Consider the following 19,456-nt stretch of genomic DNA (forward strand, 5'->3'; position numbering starts at 1 on the left):
TACTTGAAATACGCAGAATATGCAATCAAAAAAGCGCTGTAACAATGTTCGAAAACGCTTGTAATATGTAAATTTTATGTCAATTTATAGGGAACTAATGATTAGCAGATTCCCCACATGTTATAATAGAGCTGTAAGATATTATGGGAGGTTGGTAGATTATGAAAGCAGCAAGATGGTATAAAGCAAAAGACATCCGTGTAGAAAACATTGAAGAACCAGTCATCGCACCTGGAAAAGTAAAAATCAAAGTACATTGGACAGGGATTTGTGGCAGTGATTTACATGAATACGCAGCTGGGCCAATCTTTATTCCAGTGGAGCAACCTCACTATGTAAGTAAAGACATAGCACCTATTGTAATGGGACATGAATTTTCAGGTGAAGTAGTTGAAATTGGCGATGGTGTTACATCTGTTAAAATTGGTGATCCTGTAGTAGTAGAACCAATCCTTGCATGTGGCGAATGTGCTGCCTGTAAAAAAGGTAAATATAATATTTGTAAACATTTAGGTTTCCATGGTCTTTCAGGCGGTGGCGGAGGATTCTCCGAATATACAATGGTAGATGAAAAAATGGTTCACAAAATGCCAGAAGGGCTTTCTTATGAGCAAGGAGCACTTGTAGAACCAGCAGCAGTCGCTTTACATGCCGTGCGTCAAAGTAAATTAAAAGCCGGTGACAAAGCTGCCGTCTTTGGAACAGGACCAATTGGGCTTCTTGTCATTGAAGCATTACGTGCAGCGGGCGCAGCAGAAATTTATGCTGTAGAGCTTTCAGCAGAGCGTGCCGCGAAAGCTTTAGAACTTGGTGCAACAGCCGTCATTAACCCTAAAGATGAAGATGCCGTTGTGCGTCTACATGAATTAACAAATGGTGGTGTAGATGTTGCCTTTGAAGTAACGGGCGTTCCTGTGGTATTACAACAAGCTATTGACTCCACAACTTTTGAAGGTGAAACAATCATCGTATCGATTTGGGAGTCTACAGCTGCTATCCAACCGAACAATATCGTTCTATCAGAGCGAACAGTCAAAGGAATTATTGCCTACCGCGATATCTTCCCAGCCGTAATGGAGCTGATGACACAAGGTTACTTCCCTGCAGACAAGCTTGTAACGAAACGAATTGCTCTTGATGAAGTGGTAACAGAAGGCTTTGAGGCATTAATGAAGGAACGTAATCATATTAAAATTCTTGTAAATTCTCAAGCATAAAATACGATCAGGTAGAGAACCAAGCATTTCTCTACCTGATTTTATGGTTATTATTGTTGTTTATTATCCATTTTTTTCATGATTGTTAAATTTGCCATTAGAACGTTCACTTTATTTTCTCCAAAGATCCCTAGTGTTCGTTTCTCCGTATTTTCTTCAATGATTTTTTCAATCTCATCTTCTGAAAGACCGCTTGCTAGGGCAATGCGCTTCACTTGAATGTTTGCAGCCTTCACACTAATATGTGGATCCAGCCCTGAGCCAGAAGCGGTCATTAAATCTGCAGGTATATCTTGGCGTTTTACTGTTGGGTTTGCTAGTAGAAACTTCTTGATATCTGCTTCAATTCGCTTCTTCAATTCTGGATTAGATGGTGCATAGTTAAAAGTTCCAGAGGTCACTCCACTATAATTTAACTGACCATTTTTGTCTGGTACCGTATCATCCTCAGTATAAACATTATAATGAATGGCTGAAACACGTCCCCAGAAATATGATGGTGCTGAAAAGGATTGACCGATCAGTTCTGAACCAACAGCTTTACCATTGATTTCTAGTAAACTACCATTTGCTTGATGATGAAGTAATCCTTGAGCTAAAGCAGTCACCGCAAACGGGTAGATTAGCCCACACAGTATAAACATTGTTATTGTAATAAGAATTGCTTGCTTTAAGTTCACAAATAGTTTCCGCATGTACCTTCCTCCTATAGCCCAAAACTACGGCAAAGTGGACCAACTAGTATGTCAATTAACTTAATCCCAATAAAAGGGGCTATAATACCACCTAAACCATAGACTAATAAATTTTTATTCAAAAGTTTTGAAGCACTCATAGGTTTATACGTTACACCCTTTATTGCAATTGGAATTAACAAGGGAATAATGACTGCATTAAAAATTAAGGCAGAAATAATCGCACTTGTTGAAGAATTAAGTTTCATTATGTTTAATGCGCTCATCTCAGGCACAGCCACCATCAACATAGCAGGTATGATGGCAAAATATTTTGCTATATCGTTAGCGATACTAAATGTTGTTAAAGCGCCACGAGTCATCAGAAGCTGCTTCCCTATCTCTACAATTTCAATAATTTTAGTTGGGTTTGAATCTAAATCAACCATGTTAGCTGCTTCTTTTGCTGCATTTGTACCTGAATTCATCGCTAGCCCGACATTGGCCTGCGCTAATGCTGGTGCATCATTTGTACCATCACCAGTCATTGCTACTACCTTCCCTTGTGCCTGTTCATCCTTAATGACTTGAATCTTATCCTCAGGTTTGCTTTCTGCGATAAAGCTATCTACCCCAGCTTCCTTTGCAATGGCTGCTGCAGTAAGTGGATTATCTCCTGTACACATAATGGTTTTAATTCCCATTTCACGAAGCTGTTCAAAACGTTCCTTTAGTCCAGCCTTGACAATATCCTTAAGATAAATAACGCCTAAAATCTTATCATTCAGTGCTACGACCAGAGGCGTCCCCCCTACTGTAGATACTTGTTGAACCAGCAACTCTAAATTTGAAGGAATACTGTACCCTGCCTTCAAACTCTCTCTTTTTATTGTATCGTAGGCACCTTTTCGAATTTTTGTGCCATCCACCCTATCCAAGCCACTCATTCGTGTTTGTGCAGTAAAGGGAATATGTTTACTTGTTTGGATAATGTTTTTTTCACCGTCCGTATTCACCCCTAATTCGCAAGCAAGCGTTAAGATAGATTTTCCCTCAGGTGTATCATCTGTTAGAGAACTAAGCCATGCAGCTTGCATTAACTCTTCCCTGACAACTCCTTTTACTGGTAGAAACTCAGCTGCCATTCGATTGCCATATGTTATCGTGCCAGTCTTATCTAAGATTAATGTATCCACATCTCCGCAGGCTTCCACCGCTCTTCCAGACATTGCGATGACGTTAAATTGTGTTACCCTATCCATACCAGCAATACCAATTGCGGATAATAATCCACCAATCGTCGTAGGAATTAAACAAACTGTAAGTGCTATTAATGTTGCGATAGAAATTGGCACATTCAAATAAATAGTCATTGGATAGAGGGACACTACCACTAACAGAAAGATAATTGTTAAACTTACTAGAAGTGTATTAAGGGCTATTTCATTTGGTGTTTTCTTACGGCTAGCCCCTTCAATTAGCGTAATCATTTTATCCAGAAATGATTCACCAGGCAATGAAGTAATTTCAATCATCAACCAATCACTCGTAACCGTTGTACCACCCGTAACGGATGAAAAATCTCCACCTCGTTCTTTTACAACAGGGGCAGATTCACCTGTTATTGCTGATTCATCCACAGTTGCAATGCCATCAATGACTTCTCCATCATTTGGAATTACCTCTCCAGCTTGAACTAATACGATATCTCCTTTTTTTAGGTCATTGGCCTGTTTAAAGATTTCCGTACCATCATGAAGCAAAACACGAGCCTGTGTCACTGTCTTTGTTTTTTTTAAAGTTTGAACTTGTGCTTTACCTCTTCCTTCTGCAATTGACTCTGCAAAATTAGCAAATAGAATTGTAATAAAAAGTAGGATAGCAACTATTCCATTGTATAATCGAGCGTGTTCTTCTACTACACTCCCAAACATATTTGGAAAAAGAACTAATAGCAGCACAAACAAAAATCCTACTTCTACAACAAACATAACAGGGTTTTTTAGCATATAAGTGGGACTAAACTTCTTTAAAGCATCTATCATGGCATTTTTCAGCATCTTACTTGTCAAAAAACTCTTTTTTACTGTTTCCATATGCTCTCTCCTCCATTAAGAATAAAGTTGTAAATGCTCTGTAATTGGACCAAGTGCTAAAGCTGGTAAAAATGTTAGCGCACCAATCATTAAAACGATAGCCACAAGTAAAAAAGTGAAAGTAGTATTATCCGTTTTTAATGTTCCTATTGAATCACTGTGCCAAAACTTTTTGGCAAGTAGAGACGCAATCGCCAGTTGAATGATTATGGTTAAATATCGTCCAAAGAACATGGCAAGTCCTGTTGTTACGTTCCAAAATGTGGAATTATCTGCTAACCCTTCAAACCCTGAGCCGTTGTTGGCAGAGGCCGAAGCAAACTCATATAAAACCTGTGATAATCCGTGTGCACCTGGATTCGTTATTCCTGCTAATCCTGTTGGTGTTACAACTGCTAGTGCTGAAAATAGCAAAATAATAGCCGGATGAATCAAAATGCATAGTGCAATTAACTTCATTTCTTTCTCTTCAATCTTTTTACCTAAAAACTGAGGAGATCGCCCAATCATTAAACAGGCAATAAAAATTGTTAGTAGAACATACATCATCATGTTCATCAGGCCGACCCCTTTACCACCAAACACAACATTTAGCATCATATTAAACATCGGCACTAGACCACCAAGAGGCGTCAATGTATCGTGCATATTGTTAACAGATCCTGTTGTGAACGCGGTAGTGACAGTGGTAAATAATGCTGATTGTACTACTCCAAAACGCATTTCTTTCCCTTCCATGCTCCCTAGCTCCTGTGTTATACCGAGTTCACTTATCATTGGATTACCAGCCTTCTCTGCTATGTACACAGTCACTAATCCGAGTAGAAACAATATACTCATTGCCGCAAAAATAGCTAAACCTTGTTTTCCAAAAATAGTTTTCTTTTTTCTATAAGCGATCATCAAACTAAAGGCAACTACACAAGCGCCCGGCAATAGCATCATCGATAACATCTCCACTACATTTGAGAGAACGGTTGGATTTTCAAAAGGTGTTGTTGAATTGGCTCCGTTAAAGCCCCCACCATTCGTACCTACATGCTTAATTGATTCTAGAGAAGCGACAGGTCCAAGTGCAATATCTTGTAATTTTCCTTCGATCGTTTGTACTGTTTTATTTGCACTTAAGGTTTGTGGTGTCCCTTGAGATACTAAGATAATGGCAACAACGATGGAGATAGGCATTAAAATACGCGTAATAACACGAACAAAATCAATAAAGAAATTCTCAATAGTATCTGTTTTTGCAACAAGACGACGACAGAATGCCATACAAGCTGCATAACCCGTAGCTGCAGATGTAAACATCATGAAGATAATGACTAGCATCTGTGATAAATAGCTGAGTCCAGATTCACCACTATAATGTTGAAGGTTTGTATTCGTCATAAAAGAAATGATCGTGTTAAATGAAAGTGTAGCTTCCATACTGCTAATATTATTTGGATTTAAAAACAGTAAAGCTTGAATGCGCAACAAAATATATCCAATAAAAACCATAAATGCATTTGAAAGTATTAATGAAAGTACATATTCTTTACCATTCATATCTACTTGTTTAATGCCACACAATTTATAAATGACTGCGTCAACTTTGTCTAGAATAGGATCAAGCCAAGTTTTTTGGTGTAATGTTACCCGATATAGATAATGCCCAGTTAAGATAACGAGCGGTAAATAAATAATTAATACGATGGCTATTTGCCACATAGTGCATTACCTCCTAACAGCCTTTAATAATTTTCAGGACAAAGTAATGCATGCCCTAGATAACCAAACAAGAACACAAGTACAATTCCAATAAAAATCCACATTTCTATTTCCTCCTTATTGCTCATCTACTAGTTTGAAGCACCATGTGGTTAATGACAAAAGACTTCCAAAGCTTATCAGTAGCAATACAACCATATAAAAGTCCATCAATATAATACCCCTCCTTCATTCAGGTTGTTTTCATCATACTCACTTTCAAATTAATGTAGTGTTAGGAAATCTACTTTTCTATTAAGAAAGCATAAAGAGGCAAAATCTTTATACTTTCTTAATGGAAGTTAACGCTATAATACAAATGAGGTGAACGAGGATGGAAAATACACGTCCAACTCCTGAGATGTTTTTAGCAAGACTTCAACAGGAGCAACAATTTGTAGGGAATTTAAAAATCTTTCTCGGTTATGCTGCTGGAGTAGGTAAAACGTACGCAATGTTAGATGCCGCACATCAAGCTCAAAAATTAGGTAAAGATGTGGTGGTTGGCTATGTAGAACCACATCCTCGTCCAGATACGTTAGCTTTACTAGAAGGGCTTGAGCAAATTCCTACGAAAAAAATAACCTATAGAGGCAAAGCTTTTTATGAATTAGATATTGATGCCGTATTGCAGCGCAAGCCAGAAATTGTTCTTATCGATGAATTGGCACATTCCAATGTTCCAACAATGCGGCACAAGAAGCGTTTTGGAGATGTTGAAGAACTACTTTCAAAGGGGATTCATGTTTATACAACTGTAAATATTCAACATATTGAAAGCCTTCATGACTTAGTAGAAGAAATTACTGATATTAAAGTACGAGAGCGTATCCCTGATTACTTAATTGATCAAGCATCTCAAATAAAAGTCGTAGACATTGAACCAGATGAGCTAATACAACGCCTACAAGAAGGGAAAGTTTATGCAAAGCAACAAGCGGAAAAAGCACTGCATTCTTTTTTCCGCAAACAAAATTTAGTGTCATTACGAGAAATCGCATTACGTAGAGCAGCGGATACAATTAACTATAAACAACTAAACAACCAAGAATCTGTCAAACACCCTGTACAAATAGAAGAACACCTACTAGTTGGTATCAGTAGTTCTCCTACAAATGCAAAAGTTATTAGAACCACTGCAAGACTTGCACAAGCATTACACGGTAAATTTACTGCTCTTTATGTGCAAAACCTGCAGGAGAATGAAGGAAATAGTGCAAATTCTGAACGATTACAACAACACATTAAACTTGTTGAACAGCTTGGCGGCCATGTCGTCATTGTTCAAGAAGACGACGTAGCAGCAGCCCTTGCTAATTATGCTCAAATTAGCGGGGTCACAAAACTTGTTATCGGACGAACAAGTATGAGGAAAAAATGGTGGCGACCTAGCACAAAAATAAGTGACCGCCTGAATGAATTTGTTCCGAACTTAGCTCTACACATCGTACCAGATCAAGAAAATGAACCATTTTATTTTCCAAGTATCAGTAATAAATTATCATTTGAATGGCTTGATTTGTTCAAAATGTTTATCGTATTTTGCTTCATATCAGTTGTCGGCTTATATCTATATACAATTGGTATAAGCGAGTCAAACATCATTACAATTTACATTTTAGGGGTCCTCATCCTTGCTATTTGGTCAACAGGGTCGATGATGAGTATTATTAACTCCATTATTGCTGTCTTACTTTTTAATTACTTTTTTACAGAGCCTCGATTTTCATTTGATGCTTATCATCGTGACTATCCAATGACATTTTTTATCATGTTTATTTCCGGAGTAATTACGAGTAGCTTAACAAAGAAGATAAAGGAGCAAACCATTATAGCCATTCGTAAATCTTATCGAATGGAGGTACTCCTTGAAACAAATCGTAGGCTTCAACATGCTAAGTCTATGGAAGAAATAATAGTTGAAGGCATGTCTCAAATTGTTAAATTAGTAGAAAAGCCTGTACAATTTTTCGAAATAAATAACCAGGTAATTGAGAAATCCTCTTTCTTTCGTACTGAAACAATGTCTAGTAGTGAAAATCAAAAAATAGCTGTACTTTTCGATAATCCAAATGAATGTGGTGTTGTTAGTTGGGTGACAAATAATAGGCATGTAGCAGGTGTATCCACAGACATATTTCCTGAAGTGAACGCTTATTATATACCTGTAATCTCTAATGGAGATGTGAAGGGTGTTATAGGTATTGCCCTATCTAAAGTCTCCCCATTGCCTGCATTTGAGCGCAATATTTTGCACGCCATTATTAATGATTTTTCATTCGCCTTGGATAAATGGTATTTACAGAAACTTAATGAGGAAGTAGCGCGAGAAGCTGAAATGGAACAGATGCGAGCTAACCTTTTACGTGCAATCTCTCATGACCTTAGGACACCACTCACTGCTATCTCTGGAAATGCAGATATATTACTCAACAATGCATCACTAATACCAGAGATTGAAAAAAATAAATTATATGAAGATATTTATAAAAATTCAAAATGGCTTGTACAAATGGTTGAAAATTTACTAGCTGTATCTAAGTTAGAGGATGGGCAATTTGCGTTAGAAATGCAAATTGAACTAGTAGAAGATATTATTCAAGAGGCACTTTCCCATGTTGTTCGTCACAACAATACACATAAAATATCTTATGAAATTAAACCTGAGTTTTTATTTGCTGTAATGGATGCTCGATTAATCATACAAGTTTTCATTAATATCATCGATAATGCATTGACTTACACCCCACCAGGCAGTGCCATTACTATTATAGTGAAAGAATCTGATGGGTTCGTAAGTTTTAGTATTTCTGATAATGGGCCTGGAATCGATGACGCTTTAAAAAGTAGCTTGTTTGAGCCATTTACAACTGGAAAAGTACAGCGCAGCGATAGTAGACGAGGTCTTGGTTTAGGCTTGGCACTCTGTCAAACAATTTTAAAATTACATGGTAGCAGCATAAACGTTTCAGATAATAAACCTCAAGGAACGATTTTTAACTTTTCACTGAAAAAAGGAGTAATGAAATTTGATGAGTAAACGAATTCTTGTAGTAGAGGACGATGTAGCAATTGCCAATTTAATTAAAATGACATTAGCGACAAACCATTATGAATACGACATTGCACGTGATGGTAGTAGTGCACTTCAAAAGGCTCTTACCATAAAACCTGACGTTTTTATTTTAGATTTAGGTCTACCAGACATAGATGGCGTAGAACTAATCACAAAAATTAGAAGTTGGAATCAAACACCAATTATCGTCGTAAGTGCTCGTGGAGAAGAACATGATAAAATTAATGCTTTGGATGCAGGTGCAGATGATTATGTAACTAAACCATTTAGTGTGGAAGAATTATTAGCAAGAATTCGGGTTGCCTTAAGAAGAATGGCCTATGAACAACCACTTGAAAAAGAGAATCCCATTTTCACAAATGGTTATCTTCAAATTAATTATGTTGATCAAACAGTATTTGTAAATGGAAAAGAAATACATGTAACGCCGATTGAATATAAACTTTTAATTGTTTTATCCAAAAATGTTGGAAAAGTTCTAACACATAATTATATTTTAAAGGAAATCTGGCAAAATGCTCTTCAATCAGATGTTCCAAGTTTACGAGTATTTATGGCTACACTTCGAAAAAAAATAGAAGTTAATCCAGCACAGCCCAAACTTATTCAGACACATGTACGGATAGGCTATCGAATGCTTCGCTATCATGAAGAGGATGAATGAATTTGGAACCTAAGGTCTAGTTGTATTTGGCCTTCTACTTTACTTTACAAATTCCATATTACATTTGATTTTATTTAGCTTTATCGAACCCTCCTATTAGCCTTTGCATATCATAGCTATAGTCAGGTATGTCATCAATGAAAAACAAGTAGAAAGGAGATCATTATGGTATTTCGACCACCTTATCCATACCCAATGTATCCGGGTGGCATGAGAATGCCCATGCCCATGCAAACACCTCCACAGATGTCGCCACAGTCCTTTTTCCCGCCTGGAGGCTTCCCTGTTCAACCACGAATTCCAGGCGGCTTTCCAATGGCTAATGGAATAGGTTCATTTGGAGGGCAAATGCCGATGCCACCTGTGCAAGAAGCTTCGAAAGTCGGTTCATTTTTACAGCAAGCCAATAGTTTATTTAATACAGCCAAAAACTATACCCCTTATATCCAACAAGCTATGCCGATGGTGAAAAATATTCCATCACTCTTAAAATTGTATAAAGGATTCCAAGGACTCCCTTCCGCTGGCGGTGGAGCAACTGAAGCAGCAGGAAGCGATAGTAAGGCTGCTGGAAGTAGACGGTCATCTAGGCAAAGTGCATCATTTACGCCGCCCGAGCCACTTCCATCTAAACCACGTATTTTCCAACCACCAATGTAAATGAACGTTTCTTTGTATTCACTGTCACTGTCCGTTATAATGTAGATAGGTAAGCTTGAAAGGAGTCACAACCACCATGCAAGTATTAAAAATTAATCCACGTGGCTATTGCTACGGTGTTGTGGATGCGATGGTGATCGCTCGTAACGCCGCACTTGATAAAACATTACCAAGACCTATCTACATCTTAGGGATGATTGTGCATAATAAACACGTCACAGATGCGTTTGAAGAGGATGGTATCATCACGTTAGATGGTGATAACCGCCTAGAAATTATTGAACAAGTTGAAACAGGTACTGTCATTTTTACAGCACATGGTGTTTCACCGGAAATTCGTGAGATTGCGAAGCGAAAAGGCTTAGTGTCCATTGATGCTACATGTCCTGATGTAACAGTTACCCACGATTTAATTCGTGAAAAATCAGCAGAAGGCTATGACATTATTTATATTGGTAAAAAAGGACATCCCGAACCAGAGGGTGCTATTGGCGTTGCCCCGGATCATGTCCACTTAGTTCAGTCTTCTAACGATATTGATGCTTTACAATTAACGAATGATAAATTACTTGTCACAAATCAAACGACAATGAGCCAATGGGATGTCGCCCATTTAATGGATAGTTTAAAAGAAAAATTCCCACATATTGAGGTACACAAAGAGATCTGTTTAGCTACACAAGTCCGTCAAGAGGCTGTTGCTCAGCAAGCAGGTGAAGCGGATTTACTTATTGTTGTTGGTGATCCTAAATCCAATAACTCGAACCGCTTAACACAAGTTTCTGTAGAAATTGCAGGAACACCATCCTATCGCATTGCAGATGTTTCAGAGCTAAAAGTAGAATGGTTAAAAGGTATCAACATCGTTGCTGTAACAGCAGGTGCTTCTACGCCAACGCCAATTGTAAAAGAGGTTATTAACTTCCTTGATCAATTTGATGAAAATGATCCATCTACACACGAGATTAAGCGTACAGTGACACTAGATAAAATTCTGCCAAAGATTAAGACAGCAACACCTGTTGATAAAATCATGCCTTATTAATTACTCGCAAAAAATCCTGATTGCATAATGACAATCAGGATTTTCTTTATTTACTAAAGTAATAGTTTATAGGACGCCCAATGCCACCATAATGGACATCCATTGTAATTTCCTCTTGTTTTTCAAGATAATCTAAATATCTTCTAGCTGTTACGCGGGCAATGCCAATTCCACTGGCTACTTCTTCTGCTGAAGCACCATCCACCGATTGTAAAAAGTGCACAACCTTTTCAAGTGTTGTACGATTAAAACCTTTTGGGAGATTTTTCTCGGATTTCAATGTAACAGATTGATCCAATAGGGTTTGTCCATCACGATAATGAAATAACTGATCTAATTCTCCCTGTGTGAGCTCACGTTCTGTTTGAGTTTGCTTGTTAAAGCGTAAATAATTGTCAAGTGTCCCTTTAACACGTTCAAAAGAAAAGGGCTTCATAATATAATCAAAAACACCTAGATGTAGTATCTGTTTCACTGTCTCCATATCATTTGCAGCCGTCACGGTAATAACATCTACTGGGAGATCGAGCTCACGTATTTTGCGTAAGCTTGTAATACCATCTTGCTCTGGCATAAAAATATCCATAAAAACTAAATCAGGCTTCAGAAGACAAATTTGCGTAATACCTTCTAATCCATTAGGTGCCTGTCCAACCACTTGAAAATGCTCTACCTTTTCAATAAATTGACGATTTACCTCTCGTACCATTGGATCATCCTCAATTAATAATACTCTGATCTGTGCCACTGCTAGCCCTCCATCCCATTAAGAATAATAAAAGGTGATTAAAAAACTTGTTCCTTTGTTAGGCTCAGTGATGACTTCGATGTCACCCTGTCCTTTTTCGACGATTTCCTTTATTAAAAATAACCCTATTCCACGGTAGTTTTTCTCTTTTGTAGAATAACCATTATCAAAAATGTGCTGCTTGACCTCTTCCGTCATGCCAACACCATTATCAGTTACTAATATGGCTAATACGTCATCATCTTCATCCACAGAAACATGAATCACCTTCTCCTCGACCTGTACATCCTTTAATGCATCAAATGCATTTTCTATCAAATTACCAAAGAGAATGACAAAATCATGATGATCCAAATTAGCTGGAAATGATGTTAATCGGCTTTCACGGTCAATTTCCAATCGAATTCCTTGTTCCTTCGCGTAGGAAATTTTACTGAGCAATAGCCCAGAAATATTTTCATTTTTTATTCGTTCGTTTAAAAAATTAGTGATTTCATCATGCTCTTCCTTCACTTGTGTTAAGTAAGAAAGTGCCTGTTCATGATGACCTAGCTGTAAAAGACCGGCTATCGTATGCAGTTTATTTTTATGTTCATGTGTTTGTACACGAAGGGCTTGGACAAATGCTCTAACGCCTGTTAATTCTTCTGCAAGCTTTTTCACTTCCGTACGGTCTTTAAACATGGCTACTGCCCCAACAGTTTCGCCATTAACCTGTATCGGAATTCGATTACTCATAATACTATGATTATTAATATACAGCTCACGATTAAATAACGGCTGATCCAGCTCTAAAATTTCAGGAAGTCGTGTGTCTGGCAAGACATGAAAGATTTTCTGTCCTATCAATTTAGAGGGTTTTTCATAAACGCCTAAGATATCACAGGCTTTTTCATTAAAAATCGTAATGGTCAAATCATTATCGATAGCAATGATACCTTCGTGCATGGCATTAAACGTTTCTGTACGTTCTACATACATTTTGGCAATTTCATGCGGCTCTAACCCAAACATTTGTTTTTTCATATGAAGCCCCAATGTTCGTGCTCCCCATGCACTAAATAGTAACGATAATAGAACAGTAATCATTAGTTCGGTTTGCATTGTTTGCAGTAACTCCACTACCGTAAGAACACTGTACCCTACTACCGTAACACCTATTTGTTGTCCTTCATGATTCATAATCGGAACAAACGCACGAACCATATTACCATGTTCCCCACGTGCAATCGACGTATAGTAGTGCTCTGAAAAAGCAGCGTTTAAATCGCCAGATTGTGATATTCGACCAAGTTCCTGGCTATTAGGATGAGAATATTTTCGTCGTTGCATATCAAGAACAACAATATATTTTGCCCCATTGATATCACGGATTTCTTCTACAACAGGATTAATATGCTGTACGGCATCATAGTAATTTTCACTAGCAATATATGTTTTTATTTCAGGAAGCTGTGAGACGGTTTTTGCTACAAGGAGTGCTTGATCACTTAGTTTAGTCTTTTGCTCATTCATGACAAAACCTAACAAAAAAGTACCGCCAATGCTAAAGGAAAGCATGAGAATAAAAAAAGTCAGAGACATAATTTTTCTTTGCATGGATAACTTCTGAAATTTCAACTGACCGCCTCCCTTCTACTATATTTTAGCTTACTCCATATGTTAGAATAACAAAAACATCAGAAAATACGAATTAATTGGGTGTATACAATGAAAAAATTTATTATTGGAACGATTATAACTGTGCTTGTGTTAATCCTCACTATCAGTGTTCAACAAGGATTACTATTCGCCAAGCCACTTCCCTATGATGATGAGCAAAAGGGTTTAGACACACAGATAACCATTCATTTAAGTCATGTCGTCGCTGAAAATACCCCTAAAGGTCAAGCTGCCAACAAATTTGCTGAGCTAGTAGAAGAAAAAACAAACGGGAAGGTCAAAGTACATGTCTACTCCAACTCCTCTTTATTTAATGATGAAAATGAATTTGAGGCATTGCAAAAGGGAGAAGTGGAAATGATCATCCCTACTTTTTCTAAAATGACAGCTTATGTTCCTAATTGGCAGGTGCTTGATTTACCCTTTCTATTTAATACAAATGAGCAAGTAAAGGAAGTCCTAACGGGTTCTATTGGCGAACAATTGGTCAATGAGCTAGAGCCGTTCCATATTAAAGGGCTTGGCTTTTGGTACAATGGGTTTAAGCATCTAACCTCTGTTGAGCAGCCTATTTATACATTTGAAGATTTACAGGGCTTACGAGTACGTACGATGCCAAGTAAAACATTAGAAAAGCAATTTGAACTAGTCAATGCAACACCTATACCTATTTCTTTTAGTGAGGTCTTTTCGGATTTAGAAAAGCATGCTATTGATGCACAAGAAAATACCGCTTCTAATATCTATTCAAAGGGTTTTTATAAAGTACAAAAGCATATGACTATCACCCAGCATGGGATTTTAGGCTATGCTGTATTAATGAATGAAACCTTTTGGAATTCACTACCTATCAAAATTCAGCATCAGCTGTTGGATGCTATGAAAGAAACAACCGATTGGCAATTTGAGCAGGCTGAACTTATGAATGAACAAGATATGGACAAGCTGAAACAGCTAGATGATTTTGATGTATATACAATGAGTCCTCAAGAAAGACAGCGCTTTAAGGAACAACTTGTACCTGTTTATGATTTTTATAGAGGTCATATTCAAAACGATCATGTCTTAGCAGAGATTGAAAAAATCGTTGCTCCCTAATACTTTTGTTCATTAATGAAAACATCCTTACAAAACGTAAGGATTTTTTCTTTTGTATTATAATAGATTCCAAAATATCATAACTACTATAAAACAGCTTAAAACCCTTGACATTACTAGCTTTAATCCCCCCTTCTCTCAGAATGAACAAAATGAACAATACAACCATTACGGTCATAAACACTATTGTCGGAAAATTTCAGCTATGATAACCACATGAAAGCGTTCACACAATATTCATAGATGTTGTAGGGGGAGAACTATATGCGGATAAATTTTAAAAACTTAACAGTACAAGTATTGATCGCCATTGTCCTAGGGATTATCGTCGGAGCAACATTCCCAGAATTCGGGGCAAAGCTCAAAATATTGGCGGATATATTTATTAAACTTATTAAAATGTTAATAGCACCAATTATCTTCTTAACAGTCGTAATCGGCATTGGTAGCATGGGGGATGTCAAAAAGGTTGGTAAAATTGGTGGAAAAGCTTTAATTTATTTTGAAATTGTATCAACTTTTGCCCTTGCAATTGGCTTAATCGTTGTCAATATTGTTCAACCAGGTAAAGGTTTTAATACAGATGCAGCAAGCGGCGCTGATGTTTCACAATATACCGAAGCGGCATCTGCAGAACATGGTTTAGGTGCATTTATTATGCAAATTATTCCTGAAAATGTAGTTGGTGCTTTAGCAAATGGTGAATTATTACCAGTCTTGTTCTCAGCTGTTTTATTTGGACTAGCTGCTGCGGCGATTGGAGAACCAGCTAAACCTGTTATTAAATTTTTCGAGCAAGTAGCAGATATTTTCTTTAAAATCGTTAACATGGTGATGAAAATTTCACCCATTGGTGCGTTTGGTGCCATGAGTTATACAATCGGAAATTTTGGACTTAAATCATTAGGAAACTTAGGATTTTTAATGCTATCTGTTTACATTACAATGTTCATTTTTATTGTTGTGATTATTGGATTGATTACCCATTATTTTGGCTTTAGTATTTTTAAATTTATCAAGTACATTAAAGATGAAATCTTTATCGTTATCGGAACATCTTCATCTGAATCTGCATTACCTTCCATGATGCGTAAGCTTGAAAACTATGGTTGTTCAAAGCAAGTGGTAGGGCTAGTGATTCCTACAGGCTATTCATTTAACTTAGATGGAACATCCATTTACTTATCAATGGCTGCGATCTTTATTGCGCAAGCCTATGGTGTGGATTTAGATGTTTGGCATCAAATTACGTTATTAGCCATCTTAATGCTTACTTCTAAAGGGGCAGCTGGTGTAACAGGCTCTGGCTTTATTACACTTGCAGCAACATTAGCAGCATTCCCGATGATCCCAGTAGAGGGGATTGCCCTTTTAATCGGCGTAGATCGCTTCATGTCAGAAGCACGTGCTGTTACAAATCTAATTGGTAATGGTGTCGCAACAGTGGTCGTGTCAAAAATGGAAAAAGAATTTGATACAGAGCAGGAAAAGCGAGCTCTGTCTGGTCATACCCAAATATCATAAAAAGAAAAGGGCTGCTGAAAGCGAAATAATTTGCTCTTCAGCAGCCTATTCATTTATTTATAGAGAGGCATGTAAATAAAAAACACCATAGAGCTAGTTTCTTGAAACCTCCTCGACTGCATACTCGTATAAATAATGACTGGAGGTCTCTTTATGACAACATTTACACTTACCTATCCGAAGGGCTTTAAAAGCTTTACTGATATTCCAATCGTGAATGAACACAACGAAACAGTATGTGTACTTCAAAAAATGGAACGTACCTCTGCTGGTAAAGTATTGAATGCTGTCTTGCTGGTAGCTGCACAGCAAACATTACCATTCCGTTATGAGACACGCACTACATTAGGTGTACCACTTTTTCAAGTACAATCTACCCTGCTAACAAAAGGAGTCAGCCATCAAATTGTTATGCCTGATGGTAGCTTGATACCCATTCAACGGAAAACAGTGCAATTATTAGAATCCTCTTATTCATTCAAAATGGACGATTTAGAATTTCGTTTTGAAAAGGATTTTACCTCTACGGCTTATTTATATTGCAATGACGAAAAGATTGCGAGTGCAAGCTCTATTGAAACTGAGCTAGTACAGATAGGCATACAGTTTAAGCTTTTCCAAACGGATGATATGCGCTTTTTTGCACTCCTAGCAACTCTTTATCAAGCTCTCTTTGCAACAACTACATAGTTGCTTAAATATGTCAAAGGCATCGAGCGTTAACCTCTCGATGCCTTAATCCTATGTTATTTTTCTATACAGCTAATTTATTTTTTCTCGTTGGGCATTTAATATGTTAATAACATAGGAATCATTTTGTGATGCTTTTGCTTGTACAATCTTCTTGATGGCTTCTTCCATCCTTAACGCTAACTCAAGTGCCTCATGCGTAACGCCCTTTATACTTGTTTGTATGGTAATAGTTGTTCGATTTTCAATGACTAAATATTCATATACGTCAAAAACTTCTAAGCCCGCAATTAAATCTTCCATCAAAAGGTTCATATCATCTCCCATTATCTTGTTGTTATCAAGCAAGGAGGTAAACTCCCATCTTTCAAAAACTATGGGATAGTCCTTTAGGGGAGACGTTTTTAAAGCATTTTTTGCTGTGGATTCCATATCTTTTTTGATTGACTGGAAATAGTCTTCTTCGCCTACAACTTGGATTACTAATTCCTTTTCTGCCGTCGTTTTAACGTCAATGCCGACATACTTTTCAAGTAGCTTATCCTTCAATCGAGCTAGACTCAACTCTTCATTTGTTATAAGCGATTGAGCCTCTTTATTTGCTTCTGATCTTTTCTCTCCTGCAAATTTATCAAATAGGACCAGCATAGATATAATGACTACCAACAGTCCGATGACAAGCCCAAACCGTTTACCCATTGAATCCCTCCTGATAGGAAGGTATGTCCCCTTTTACTACAATATTCGCTTTTCTAGCTTGAAACAGCTCACACTTATCATACTAAAATGCGAAGTGTCGAATACAGTATCTCCCCTCTTCATAAGGGAAATTATATCGCTTATTTTTCCCTACATATTCCGGGACACGAAATAAATTTGCTTTGTTTTGTTCTTTCTGTGCCATGCTTCTAAAAAAGGAGTACACTTAAGAGGTAGTAATTCTATCATTATGGAGGGTTTTATATGGCATCAAAAGCAGCTGATATTAAAAATATACTGACATTAAATCTACTTGTACAAATCTTAGAGGAACGTGGCATTATGACAGATAAAGAACTAAAAGAGCGCCTCACCAATACAGTAAAACTATCTTCGATGGAGAATGATTTAAAGGAAAAAGTCCTTGAAGAAATCAAACATTAATGATTACCTCATCAAAAAACGACCGCTTTCTGAAAGCGGCCGTCTGAATCAAAGCTTTAAGTTTAGGATCGAATTGTTTTCAAAGCAGTTGACCATGGCACAAGCTGATCTAACATTTGATGAACAGAATCGGCTTGCACCTCTTTTGGTTTAAAGACAGAGCCGTTTTCAAAATCAGTAAATAATGATAATGCTGGATGCACTCGAACATCAGCAACTAGCAATTCTCCGAGAATTCCTCGTAGATGCTCTGCTGCACGCGCTCCTCCAACAGAACCATAAGAGACGATACCAGCAGCTTTATTGTTCCATTCCACTCGTAAATAATCTAATGCATTTTTTAATGCACCTGTAATGGAGTGATTGTACTCCGCAACAATAAAGACAAAGCCGTCACAAGCTGCTACTTTTTCTGACCATGTAGCTACCCCAGAAGTATCTCCACCTGGTTCCCCTAAAAATGGTAATTTAAATTCAGCGATATCAATTATTTCATATTCCGCATCACGACGTTTTTCCGCAACTTCCTTTACCCAAGTTCCAACTTGTGGGCTTACACGACCTTCTCGCGTACTTCCTAAAATAATACCGATTTTTAACATATGACGCCTCCTCTTATCATCCATTCTTGTGACTCCATCACGATTCTTCGTACGTGTTCGCCACTCGTAACCATTTTGGTCAGGGAAATATCCCTTTATTCATCACCCGAAAATTAGCTTTGAATAGTTAGAATTGAATTATCTCTAATTCAAGATTAAGGTACCATCAAGCTTTCTTACCTGTCAAATATTTAAACTAGAGGGATAAGGAGGATTATTTTATTTTAATGGGCTGCTCCAATGCCTCTAATTCCTCTTCAATAGAGGCGTATTGTCTTTCCACAATATACTTGGCATCTGACAAGGCGGCATTATAAATATAGGGGGCAATATGCTCCTTGATAAAATCTAACATACGTTCAGCTTCAAATTCACTAATGTCTTCATCACGCTCATTATAAAAAAACCGTTGGATATCAGCAAGAATCATTTCCTGCTGATCTTTAGATAAACGAATAAACAAGACACTCTCTCCACTTCTGTTAATCAATTTTTTTTCATCTTATCACTGTTCATAGATTCCTTGCATTCAAAAAGGCTGAAACACTAGTACTGCTAGCGTTCAGCCTCCATCTCATTGTTTACATTCAAATGAATAGCTAGTGGATAAAAAGTTTTTCTCCTTTGCTACAATCGCTTGTCCACCATCATCTTCACATTGCTGTGTCATTGCATCGATTTTCTTATCATTGACCATATTTGTCATCACCGTCATACCAATACCAAAAACAACGATGAATAAACCAATCATGATCCATAGCTTGCCGGCTTTATTACCAGCTGGTCTTTCATTAGCCATATTTGTTCC

At 37.4% G+C, this 19,456-nt stretch carries 18 protein-coding genes; 9 read left to right on the forward strand and 9 right to left on the reverse strand.

What is annotated here, in order from left to right; genetic code table 11:
* Positions 1-161: 161 nt before the first annotated feature.
* A complete protein-coding gene (locus PSR12_RS15430) occupies positions 162-1,217 on the forward strand; it encodes a 2,3-butanediol dehydrogenase (protein ID WP_257520184.1) in 1,056 nt (351 codons plus the stop codon).
* A 50-nt stretch (positions 1,218-1,267) separates the two neighbouring features.
* Here PSR12_RS15430 and kdpC read toward each other — a convergent pair whose 3' ends face one another.
* From kdpC to kdpA, 3 genes are read right to left on the reverse strand one after another with little or no spacing between them, the layout of a single operon-like run.
* On the reverse strand, positions 1,268-1,912 hold the full coding sequence (gene kdpC, locus PSR12_RS15435; RefSeq protein WP_257520185.1) for a potassium-transporting ATPase subunit KdpC: 645 nt from the start codon (positions 1,910-1,912) through the stop codon (positions 1,268-1,270).
* Positions 1,913-1,923: 11 nt separating this feature from the next.
* Positions 1,924-3,987: a potassium-transporting ATPase subunit KdpB gene (gene kdpB, locus PSR12_RS15440; RefSeq protein WP_274769628.1), complete on the reverse strand. Its 2,064-nt coding sequence runs from the start codon at positions 3,985-3,987 to the stop codon at positions 1,924-1,926.
* A 15-nt stretch (positions 3,988-4,002) separates the two neighbouring features.
* Positions 4,003-5,697: a potassium-transporting ATPase subunit KdpA gene (gene kdpA, locus PSR12_RS15445; RefSeq protein WP_274769629.1), complete on the reverse strand. Its 1,695-nt coding sequence runs from the start codon at positions 5,695-5,697 to the stop codon at positions 4,003-4,005.
* A 373-nt stretch (positions 5,698-6,070) separates the two neighbouring features.
* Between kdpA and PSR12_RS15450 the strand changes: the two genes are divergently transcribed.
* The 4 genes from PSR12_RS15450 to PSR12_RS15465 all read left to right on the forward strand — a co-directional run bounded on the left by PSR12_RS15450 (position 6,071) and on the right by PSR12_RS15465 (position 11,181).
* Positions 6,071-8,776, forward strand: a complete 2,706-nt coding sequence (locus PSR12_RS15450; protein WP_274769631.1) for a sensor histidine kinase — start codon at positions 6,071-6,073, stop codon at positions 8,774-8,776.
* On the forward strand, positions 8,769-9,476 hold the full coding sequence (locus PSR12_RS15455; RefSeq protein WP_221680091.1) for a response regulator transcription factor: 708 nt from the start codon (positions 8,769-8,771) through the stop codon (positions 9,474-9,476). The genes PSR12_RS15450 and PSR12_RS15455 overlap by 8 nt, the downstream gene beginning before the upstream one ends.
* A gap of 165 nt (positions 9,477-9,641) precedes the next feature.
* Complete coding sequence (vrrA, locus tag PSR12_RS15460; RefSeq protein WP_274769633.1) at positions 9,642-10,136, forward strand: VrrA/YqfQ family protein; 495 nt, start codon at positions 9,642-9,644, stop codon at positions 10,134-10,136.
* Between the two features lie 76 nt (positions 10,137-10,212).
* Entirely contained in the window at positions 10,213-11,181 is a 969-nt protein-coding gene (locus tag PSR12_RS15465) for a 4-hydroxy-3-methylbut-2-enyl diphosphate reductase (protein ID WP_004227216.1), read from the forward strand.
* Positions 11,182-11,227: 46 nt separating this feature from the next.
* On the opposite strand, the gene PSR12_RS15470 is transcribed toward PSR12_RS15465, so the two are convergent.
* Both PSR12_RS15470 and PSR12_RS15475 read right to left on the reverse strand, forming a co-directional pair.
* The gene (locus PSR12_RS15470) at positions 11,228-11,929 is read right to left on the reverse strand and encodes a response regulator (RefSeq protein ID WP_221680090.1); all 702 of its coding nucleotides are present in this window, start codon (positions 11,927-11,929) and stop codon (positions 11,228-11,230) included.
* Between the two features lie 18 nt (positions 11,930-11,947).
* The gene (locus PSR12_RS15475) at positions 11,948-13,528 is read right to left on the reverse strand and encodes an ATP-binding protein (RefSeq protein ID WP_423203067.1); all 1,581 of its coding nucleotides are present in this window, start codon (positions 13,526-13,528) and stop codon (positions 11,948-11,950) included.
* A gap of 111 nt (positions 13,529-13,639) precedes the next feature.
* On the opposite strand from PSR12_RS15475, the gene PSR12_RS15480 reads away from it, so the two are divergent.
* From PSR12_RS15480 to PSR12_RS15490, 3 genes are all read left to right on the forward strand, one after another.
* Complete coding sequence (locus PSR12_RS15480; protein ID WP_221680089.1) at positions 13,640-14,689, forward strand: TRAP transporter substrate-binding protein; 1,050 nt, start codon at positions 13,640-13,642, stop codon at positions 14,687-14,689.
* 264 nt (positions 14,690-14,953) lie between these two features.
* Positions 14,954-16,213 carry a dicarboxylate/amino acid:cation symporter gene (locus tag PSR12_RS15485; protein ID WP_009370130.1) on the forward strand — a complete coding sequence of 420 codons (1,260 nt, stop codon included), beginning with the start codon at positions 14,954-14,956 and terminating at the stop codon, positions 16,211-16,213.
* Between the two features lie 153 nt (positions 16,214-16,366).
* Positions 16,367-16,903, forward strand: a complete 537-nt coding sequence (locus PSR12_RS15490; protein WP_274769636.1) for a tubby C-terminal domain-like protein — start codon at positions 16,367-16,369, stop codon at positions 16,901-16,903.
* A 72-nt stretch (positions 16,904-16,975) separates the two neighbouring features.
* Here PSR12_RS15490 and PSR12_RS15495 read toward each other — a convergent pair whose 3' ends face one another.
* On the reverse strand, positions 16,976-17,602 hold the full coding sequence (locus tag PSR12_RS15495; RefSeq protein ID WP_221680087.1) for a hypothetical protein: 627 nt from the start codon (positions 17,600-17,602) through the stop codon (positions 16,976-16,978).
* Between the two features lie 264 nt (positions 17,603-17,866).
* Here PSR12_RS15495 and PSR12_RS15500 point away from each other — a divergent pair, with 264 nt between their 5' ends.
* Positions 17,867-18,046: a hypothetical protein gene (locus PSR12_RS15500; RefSeq protein WP_054550103.1), complete on the forward strand. Its 180-nt coding sequence runs from the start codon at positions 17,867-17,869 to the stop codon at positions 18,044-18,046.
* Positions 18,047-18,108: 62 nt separating this feature from the next.
* Here the strand turns inward: PSR12_RS15500 and PSR12_RS15505 are convergent, their stop codons facing one another.
* The 3 genes from PSR12_RS15505 to PSR12_RS15515 form a co-directional block, all read right to left on the reverse strand.
* Positions 18,109-18,648, reverse strand: coding sequence for an NADPH-dependent FMN reductase (locus tag PSR12_RS15505; RefSeq protein ID WP_009370126.1), 540 nt, complete (start codon positions 18,646-18,648; stop codon positions 18,109-18,111).
* A gap of 214 nt (positions 18,649-18,862) precedes the next feature.
* Positions 18,863-19,111 (reverse strand): DUF2164 domain-containing protein, encoded by a 249-nt coding sequence (locus tag PSR12_RS15510; RefSeq protein WP_221680085.1) that lies wholly within the window; start codon positions 19,109-19,111, stop codon positions 18,863-18,865.
* Positions 19,112-19,222: 111 nt separating this feature from the next.
* Positions 19,223-19,447, reverse strand: coding sequence for a hypothetical protein (locus PSR12_RS15515; protein WP_048392200.1), 225 nt, complete (start codon positions 19,445-19,447; stop codon positions 19,223-19,225).
* Positions 19,448-19,456: the final 9 nt, after the last annotated feature.

The sequence above is a fragment of the Lysinibacillus sp. G01H genome, from assembly GCF_028872195.1.
GTDB classification, from domain to species: domain Bacteria; phylum Bacillota; class Bacilli; order Bacillales_A; family Planococcaceae; genus Lysinibacillus; species Lysinibacillus capsici.

Bases quoted from the DNA above. Each gene is read 5' to 3' on its own strand.
- PSR12_RS15455 (WP_221680091.1), top strand. From the start codon at position 8,769: ATGAGTAAACGAATTCTTGTAGTAGAGGACGATGTAGCAATTGCCAAT.
- kdpB (WP_274769628.1), bottom strand. From the start codon at position 3,987: ATGGAAACAGTAAAAAAGAGTTTTTTGACAAGTAAGATGCTGAAAAAT.
- PSR12_RS15490 (WP_274769636.1), top strand. From the start codon at position 16,367: ATGACAACATTTACACTTACCTATCCGAAGGGCTTTAAAAGCTTTACT.
- PSR12_RS15485 (WP_009370130.1), top strand. From the start codon at position 14,954: ATGCGGATAAATTTTAAAAACTTAACAGTACAAGTATTGATCGCCATT.
- kdpA (WP_274769629.1), bottom strand. From the start codon at position 5,697: ATGTGGCAAATAGCCATCGTATTAATTATTTATTTACCGCTCGTTATC.
- PSR12_RS15495 (WP_221680087.1), bottom strand. From the start codon at position 17,602: ATGGGTAAACGGTTTGGGCTTGTCATCGGACTGTTGGTAGTCATTATA.
- PSR12_RS15500 (WP_054550103.1), top strand. From the start codon at position 17,867: ATGGCATCAAAAGCAGCTGATATTAAAAATATACTGACATTAAATCTA.
- PSR12_RS15475 (WP_423203067.1), bottom strand. From the start codon at position 13,528: ATGCAAAGAAAAATTATGTCTCTGACTTTTTTTATTCTCATGCTTTCC.
- vrrA (WP_274769633.1), top strand. From the start codon at position 9,642: ATGGTATTTCGACCACCTTATCCATACCCAATGTATCCGGGTGGCATG.
- PSR12_RS15480 (WP_221680089.1), top strand. From the start codon at position 13,640: ATGAAAAAATTTATTATTGGAACGATTATAACTGTGCTTGTGTTAATC.
- PSR12_RS15465 (WP_004227216.1), top strand. From the start codon at position 10,213: ATGCAAGTATTAAAAATTAATCCACGTGGCTATTGCTACGGTGTTGTG.
- PSR12_RS15515 (WP_048392200.1), bottom strand. From the start codon at position 19,447: ATGGCTAATGAAAGACCAGCTGGTAATAAAGCCGGCAAGCTATGGATC.
- PSR12_RS15430 (WP_257520184.1), top strand. From the start codon at position 162: ATGAAAGCAGCAAGATGGTATAAAGCAAAAGACATCCGTGTAGAAAAC.
- PSR12_RS15505 (WP_009370126.1), bottom strand. From the start codon at position 18,648: ATGTTAAAAATCGGTATTATTTTAGGAAGTACGCGAGAAGGTCGTGTA.
- PSR12_RS15450 (WP_274769631.1), top strand. From the start codon at position 6,071: ATGGAAAATACACGTCCAACTCCTGAGATGTTTTTAGCAAGACTTCAA.
- kdpC (WP_257520185.1), bottom strand. From the start codon at position 1,912: ATGCGGAAACTATTTGTGAACTTAAAGCAAGCAATTCTTATTACAATA.